A 6123-nucleotide genomic window follows, 5' to 3' on the forward strand; every position below is an offset into this window, starting at 1 on the left:
AAAGAGCACGATGGCACCGCGCAAGGTGATTCGCGCCATCGACGTCCACGCGGCCGGAGAACCCGGCCGCGTGGTCCCGAATGGCGATTTGCTCGTTCGAGGCGCAACAATGAGTGAGCGCCTCGTATACGCGCAACAGCACCTGGATGAATTCCGACAGTTGCTGTTGCAGGAACCACGTGGTTACCCCAGTTTGTGCGGTGTCATCGTCACCTCTCCGGTCAACCCTGGCAGTGCCTTCGGCATTGTTGTCTTCGAGCATGGGGGTTTCCGCCCCATGTCCGGAAGTAACTGTATGTGCGCCGTGACGGCCATGGTAGAAACTGGCGCCGTTGCAGTTGAAGAACCAACTTCGCGGCTCAGGATCGATACCGCTGCCGGTGTAGTAGAGGTTGTGGTGACCGTGGACAATGGCCGCGTCACTGATGTCTCCATCGAGAACGTTCCCTCGTTCGTCGTTGAACTGGACCACGAATTTGAGCTGCCGCAATACGGTACCGTTCGGGCCGACGTCGTCTTTGGTGGTCAGTTCTATGTTCAGGCCAAAGCTGAAGACTTCGGCCTCAAACTCGAGCCGGGGCAAACCAGGGAGATTCTGCGGGCAGGAAGCCTCCTCCGGGAAGTAGCCCGCCGCACTTTCCCGGTGGTACACCCTGAGCACCCGGAAATCGCTGGCATTTCGTTGGCCATGATCCACGGCTCAACCGACACTCCAGGAGCAGACGCTCGAAACGCCGTCATCTGTCCCAACGGCCCCGTCGATCCAGGCGATCCCGCAACATGGACCAGCACGCTTGACCGCTCGCCATGTGGAACGGGGACCTCGGGGCGAATGGCCGCCAAGTTTGCCCGTGGTGAGTTGGTGGTGGGGCAGGAATTCGTCCACGAAAGTATGATCGGCTCCTTGTTCCGCGGGCACATACGGGGGACCGCGGAAGTCGCCGGCCGCCCTGCGGTGCTTCCCACCATCGCCGGCAGAGCGTGGATTACGGCGTTTCATGATTTTGTACTCGAAGATGACGACCCCTATCCCACCGGATTCAGGGTGGGCGACATCTGGGGGGCCAGCGCCTAGAGCGCTGGCCCAAGGCGCCCAACGATCTTGGACTGCCTGAATGCGCCCCGGGACGATCGCGAGCTTCACTCGATCGTCCCGGGGTACAGTCATTGCTGCAGTTTTCCGAAGCCTGACGTCCGCAGTGGACGTCAGGCTTCTAGTCGTTGGGGTCCATACCTGCGAGCAGTTGCTGGATCGTCTGTGTGATTGGAATGCCCCGGGTCTCAGCCTCGGCTCGGACCGCATACCGGTGATCGGCAGGCAACCGGTCCATCCCGGCCTCGCGAAGCATCTGGAGAAACCCTGCCACCCGGATGCCAAACTCTGAGTTACCGCCACGTTCAGGGTCGGCCACCAGGAGAAATTGGCCAGTGCGCGAAGGATAGGCCCCCTCCGGCTTGCCGACGACCGCCTGTACAGAGAAATCTCCGCCGGTCAATGCAGAAGCCAGGATCTCAACCACGATTGACAGGGCGGCTCCCTTGTGGCCGCCAAAGGGAAGCAAGGTACCCCCCTCGACGATCGCCTTCGCATCGGTGGTATCCCTGCCGTTGCTGTCCACGCCCGTGCCCGGGGCAACTGCGCGACCCGCCTTGGCCGCCAGTGTCAGGTCGCCGAAGGACATGGATGAAGTCGCGGAGTCGACGATCAGGGGCCGCCTACCATGAACCGGGCTGGCGAACGCAAACGGGTTGGTGCTGAGAACCGCCTTGCGAACCCCTGCCGGTGCTACGGTGGGCACTCCTCCGGTAACGGTGGTGAAAGCGAAGTAGCCTGCCTCAGCAAACGGTTCGATATCAGGCCACAAGGCACTGTGGTGTATGGAATTCCGGATGGCTACGACGGCCACACCTTGATCTGCAACGGACTTGAGGATGTCTTCGCGAACGACGTCCAGAGCCACTTGGGCGAATCCGCTGGCAGCATCCACCCGTATATACGAGGACGTGATCTGCTCAACCAGCGGCTCCGCATCGCCGTCGAGGTAGCCCGAAGCCAGTGTCTCCACGTACTGCGGGACCCTGAAGACTCCATGACTAAGTGCACCGTCGCGCTCACACATGGCGTGGTTCAGTGCCATGATCCGTGCCGCTTTTGCGTCGGCACCTGCTGCGAGAAGCGTTGACTCGATAGCGGCTACGAGCCCGCTAAACGTGATCCGCTCCTCGGTGGCCTGTGTGCTGAAGGCAGTTTCCCTATCCTCCACGAATTCTCCTCCGTAAGATTGTCTGGTTGTAAGATATCGCAGTTTTTCGAGCAAGAACAGGCCTTCGGGCTATGGACTGGCCCAGTGAAGCGGACCTAGACTTCTGTCGTAATGTCTTACAATCCGACATTGATCACCGACTATCTATTCAACGAGGAAGTTCCATGGCTGAAAAGAATTCATATCTGGTGGGCCTCATTGGCACGGGGGTTGGGCAGTCGCTCTCACCCTCAATGCACATGACTGAAGCTGCCGCACAAGGGTTCCCCCTGGTTTTCAAACCCATCGACCTCACCGCCTTGGAACTTGATCCGGAAGAGCTTCCCAGGATTCTGGACTGGGCGGAAAAGCTGGGCTACGACGCCGTGACCGTCACCCACCCTTGCAAGCAGCAGGTGGTGGGACTGCTGGACATCGTCGACCCCGTGGCTGCAGACCTGGGTGCTGTCAACACGGTGCTTTTTACGCCCGAGGGAAGGGTCGGCTACAACACTGACACCTCAGGTTTCGAAGCTGCCTTCAAGGTGGGAATGTCAGGAGCGCCTGTACGCCGAGTGGTTCAGTTGGGGGCTGGGGGAGGGGGCACGGCAGTGGCAGACGCCCTCGTGCGGCTGGGGGTTGAAGAGCTCACGCTGGTGGATATTGACGACAATCGCGCCGCTGCCCTGGCCGTGAGCCTGCGTGAACGACGAGGCGTCAAGGTGCACCCCGCTCCCATGTCAGAACTGCCGGCATTGCTTGCCACCGCTGATGGTGTGGTTCATTGCACCCCTCAGGGTATGCATGATCACCCCGGAACCCCCTTCGACACTGCCTATTTGCGACAGGATCTATGGGTGGCGGATATCGTCTACCGTCCGCTCGAGACGGCGCTGCTCAAAGCGGCCCGCGAGGCTGGAAGCCAAACCCTCTCAGGCGGCCTGATGGCCGTGTACCAGGCGGCCGATGCGTTCCGGCTCATCACCGGGGTGGAGCCTGACGGTGAGCGGATGATGCATCATTTCCGGGAGCTTGCCAGCGCCGAAGAAGCGGCAGTCTCGTAACCAGCTCCATTTCCTGTCGGTAGGCGGGCGTTTCGTCATGTCGAAGCGCCCGCTTTGACATGGCGTAGATCACACCACTACGATCCTAAACAAACAATTGTCTGTCAGTCAGGCAAGATTCCTCCGGTGGTGCGGACTGTTCCGCGGTCTTACCCGCGCGGTCCATTCGGAGGAAAGTATGAAGGAAAAGCTCAAACCTGACGTCGGTCGCTCGTCGATCAGGCAAGCGCATCTACTGCTTGCATGCACCAAAAGACGAAGGAGTCCCGTGGACGCCGTAAAATCCCGGTCAGCGCAAGCGGCCGGATATGAGGCCAGTGATGCCCAGCTCAAAAAACAGATCAGCCTTTTCGGCCTGATAGCACTGGCTGTCAGCGTCCAGATCGGCTCCGGATGGCTTCTGGCAACCCTGGCTGCAGCAAGCCTCGCCGGGCCGGCCTCGGTTCTCACCTGGGTGCTCGGCGCAGTGTTCTTTGGGGTGATTGGCGCTTCATGGATGGAGCTCGGCACCATGCTCCCACGCTCGGGGGCCGGTGTGCGCTATCCGCGCTTGACGCACGGGGCGTTCGTCAGTTGGTTCAACGGCTGGGGCTACCTCATCGCTGCGCTGTCCTTGCCGGTGATTGAAGTGCAGGCTGTGTTGACGTACATCGGAGGCAACTGGCCCGAGCTTGGTCTTTTGACCGAAAGCGAAGGCACCATGATCCTGTCGTGGCCCCGTGGCATCCTTGTGGGGTTCGCGCTGCTGGTGGTTTTCTTCATCCTCAATTCCTTGGGTGCCAAGGTCCTGAGTGAGTCCAACAAGTACATGACCATCTGGAAACTCGTCATTCCAGTGGTGGCTGCGGGATTGATGTTCACCGCCTTCTCCTCGGCGAACTTCACTATCGGCGGAGGGTTTGCGCCTATGGGCAGCGGAGCCGTGCTCGGAGCACTCGCCAGCGGCGGAATCGTCTTCGCCTACGCCGGGCTCCGCCAAATCCTCGACTTTGGTGGCGAAGCCGTCAACCCGCAGAGGAATATCCCCATCGCAATAGTTGTAGGCGGCCTGCTCATTCCCCTGGTCATCTACCTGCTCCTTCAGGTTGGCTTCGTAGGAGCCGTCAACTGGGAGGCCGCGAAAGTAGCACCCGGGGACTGGCACGCTCTCCTGGGCAGCAGCTGGTCCTCGGCGCCCTTGCTCAACGCAATAACCGCAGCTGGATTTGCTTGGTTCGCCATTGTGCTGCTCTCCGATGCTGCCATCTCTCCTGCAGCAACCGGATGGGTGTGGTTGGGCATTGGCGCCCGATCCACCTACTCGATGTCAGTGAACGGCGAACTGCCCAAGGCCTTTCAGCGCATCAACCGCTTCGGCACTCCGATTGTGGCCCTGGGCGCCTGCACGGTGCTGGGTTTCTTCTTCTTTTTCCCCTCGCCGAGTTGGTACTCCTTCGTCAGCCAGGTCTCCATTGCCCTGACGCTGAGCTATCTCATGGGCGGTCCAGTGCTTGTTGTCCTACGCCGCACCGCACCTGACATGCCTCGGCCGTTTCGCCTGAAACGGCCCGTTCTGTGGAGCGCGGCTGGGTACGTCGCCAGTCTTTTGTTGATCTACTTCGCAGGCTGGATACCACTGATCAACCTCTTCACCGTCGTCTTCCTCGCCCTGCCGCTCTACGGCGCCTACGCAAGTGTCCGAAACGGCTGGAGCAGGAAACTGCCGAGCTGGCTGTACTCAGGGTGCTTCACCCTGGCCTGGATCTTCATAGCCGCCAACGGTGGCTGGATGTTCAACCGCAACCAACAGCAGGCACCGGGTGGCTGGCCCGTGGAACTCTACCTGTCAGCGATGGCCATCGTCACGGCACTTTTCCTGGTCGCCTTGTACTTTGCCAGTAACGCCGTCGGCCGCCGAAACATCCGTGGTGGTGTCTGGATCGTCGTCACCTTCCTGGTCACGCTGACGGTGGCCTATTTTGGCCAGTTCGGACCGCTAAAAACGCCCCTCCTGGGTAACCAGATCGATATCGTCATCATGGTGGTTGTCGCACTGGGGTCCTTCTTCTGGTCAGTGCGCTCCGGCGGGCCAACCGAAGAACTGACCGCACTGCTGGAGGCGGAGAAAGCGAAAAGCAGCGAGTCCGCTGAAGCGAACTAAGCACATCCACTGAAGCGTCTCCGGCAATGAAATTCCTGCCGGAGACGCTTTCTTGCTACTACGGAACGTCTCGCGCACCGATCACCGTGTTTGACGCTTTAGACATGTGTCGTTTTATTGGTGGTGGTGGTGACATTTGTAGGGCGGTGTGGTGGTGGGTGTGGTGGTTAGGTTGGTGGTGAGCGACCGGCGTTGTCCGTTGATGATTTTTGAAAGTGAGTTCTGGCATGTCAGTTAATGAAGATCTTCCCGTGGTGTCCCACTGGATCGGGGGCGTGGAGTCGTCGTCGGCGGGTGAGCGTACTGCTGCGGTGTTTGATCCGGCCCGTGGTGTCGAGACCAAGCGGGTGGCGTTGGCGAACGGCGCGGACATCGAGGCTGCTGTGTCGTCGGCGCAGAAGGCTTTCCCGGCCTGGCGTGACCTGTCGATCACCAAGCGCCAGCAGATCATTTTCCGCTTCCGCGAGCTGTTGAACGAGCGCAAGGGCGAACTGGCCGAGATCATCACCGCCGAGCACGGCAAGGTCGTCTCGGACGCCCTGGGTGAGATCACCCGCGGGCTGGAGGTCGTGGAGCTGGCGACCGGTTTCCCGCATCTGATTAAGGGCGAACACTCGGAGAACGTCTCCTCGGGTGTGGATGTGTATTCCACCAAGGGCCCCCTCGGTGTGGTGGG

Annotated in this window: 5 protein-coding genes; 4 read left to right on the forward strand and 1 reads right to left on the reverse strand. The window is 60.4% G+C overall.

Going from position 1 to position 6123, the window contains the following annotated elements; genetic code table 11:
- The first annotated feature begins 10 nt into the window (after positions 1 to 10).
- Positions 11 to 1075: a proline racemase family protein gene (locus tag ACIQT2_RS10350; RefSeq protein ID WP_402946065.1), complete on the forward strand. Its 1065-nt coding sequence runs from the start codon at positions 11 to 13 to the stop codon at positions 1073 to 1075.
- Positions 1076 to 1214: 139 nt separating this feature from the next.
- Here ACIQT2_RS10350 and ACIQT2_RS10355 read toward each other — a convergent pair whose 3' ends face one another.
- Positions 1215 to 2264: an Ldh family oxidoreductase gene (locus ACIQT2_RS10355; RefSeq protein WP_402946066.1), complete on the reverse strand. Its 1050-nt coding sequence runs from the start codon at positions 2262 to 2264 to the stop codon at positions 1215 to 1217.
- Positions 2265 to 2428: 164 nt separating this feature from the next.
- Between ACIQT2_RS10355 and ACIQT2_RS10360 the strand changes: the two genes are divergently transcribed.
- The 3 genes from ACIQT2_RS10360 to ACIQT2_RS10370 form a co-directional block, all read left to right on the forward strand.
- Positions 2429 to 3307 carry a shikimate dehydrogenase gene (locus tag ACIQT2_RS10360; RefSeq protein WP_402946068.1) on the forward strand — a complete coding sequence of 293 codons (879 nt, stop codon included), beginning with the start codon at positions 2429 to 2431 and terminating at the stop codon, positions 3305 to 3307.
- A 268-nt stretch (positions 3308 to 3575) separates the two neighbouring features.
- Entirely contained in the window at positions 3576 to 5447 is a 1872-nt protein-coding gene (locus ACIQT2_RS10365; protein WP_402946070.1) for an APC family permease, read from the forward strand.
- Positions 5448 to 5674: 227 nt separating this feature from the next.
- A partial coding sequence (locus ACIQT2_RS10370) for an aldehyde dehydrogenase family protein (protein WP_402946072.1) occupies positions 5675 to 6123 on the forward strand: 449 nt, incomplete at its 3' end.

Source organism: Paenarthrobacter sp. NPDC090522 (assembly GCF_044769225.1).
In the GTDB taxonomy this organism is placed as follows: domain Bacteria; phylum Actinomycetota; class Actinomycetes; order Actinomycetales; family Micrococcaceae; genus Arthrobacter.

Excerpts from the sequence above, each read along its gene's own strand:
- ACIQT2_RS10350 (WP_402946065.1), top strand. The coding sequence starts at position 11 with ATGGCACCGCGCAAGGTGATTCGCGCCATCGACGTCCACGCGGCCGGA.
- ACIQT2_RS10360 (WP_402946068.1), top strand. The coding sequence starts at position 2,429 with ATGGCTGAAAAGAATTCATATCTGGTGGGCCTCATTGGCACGGGGGTT.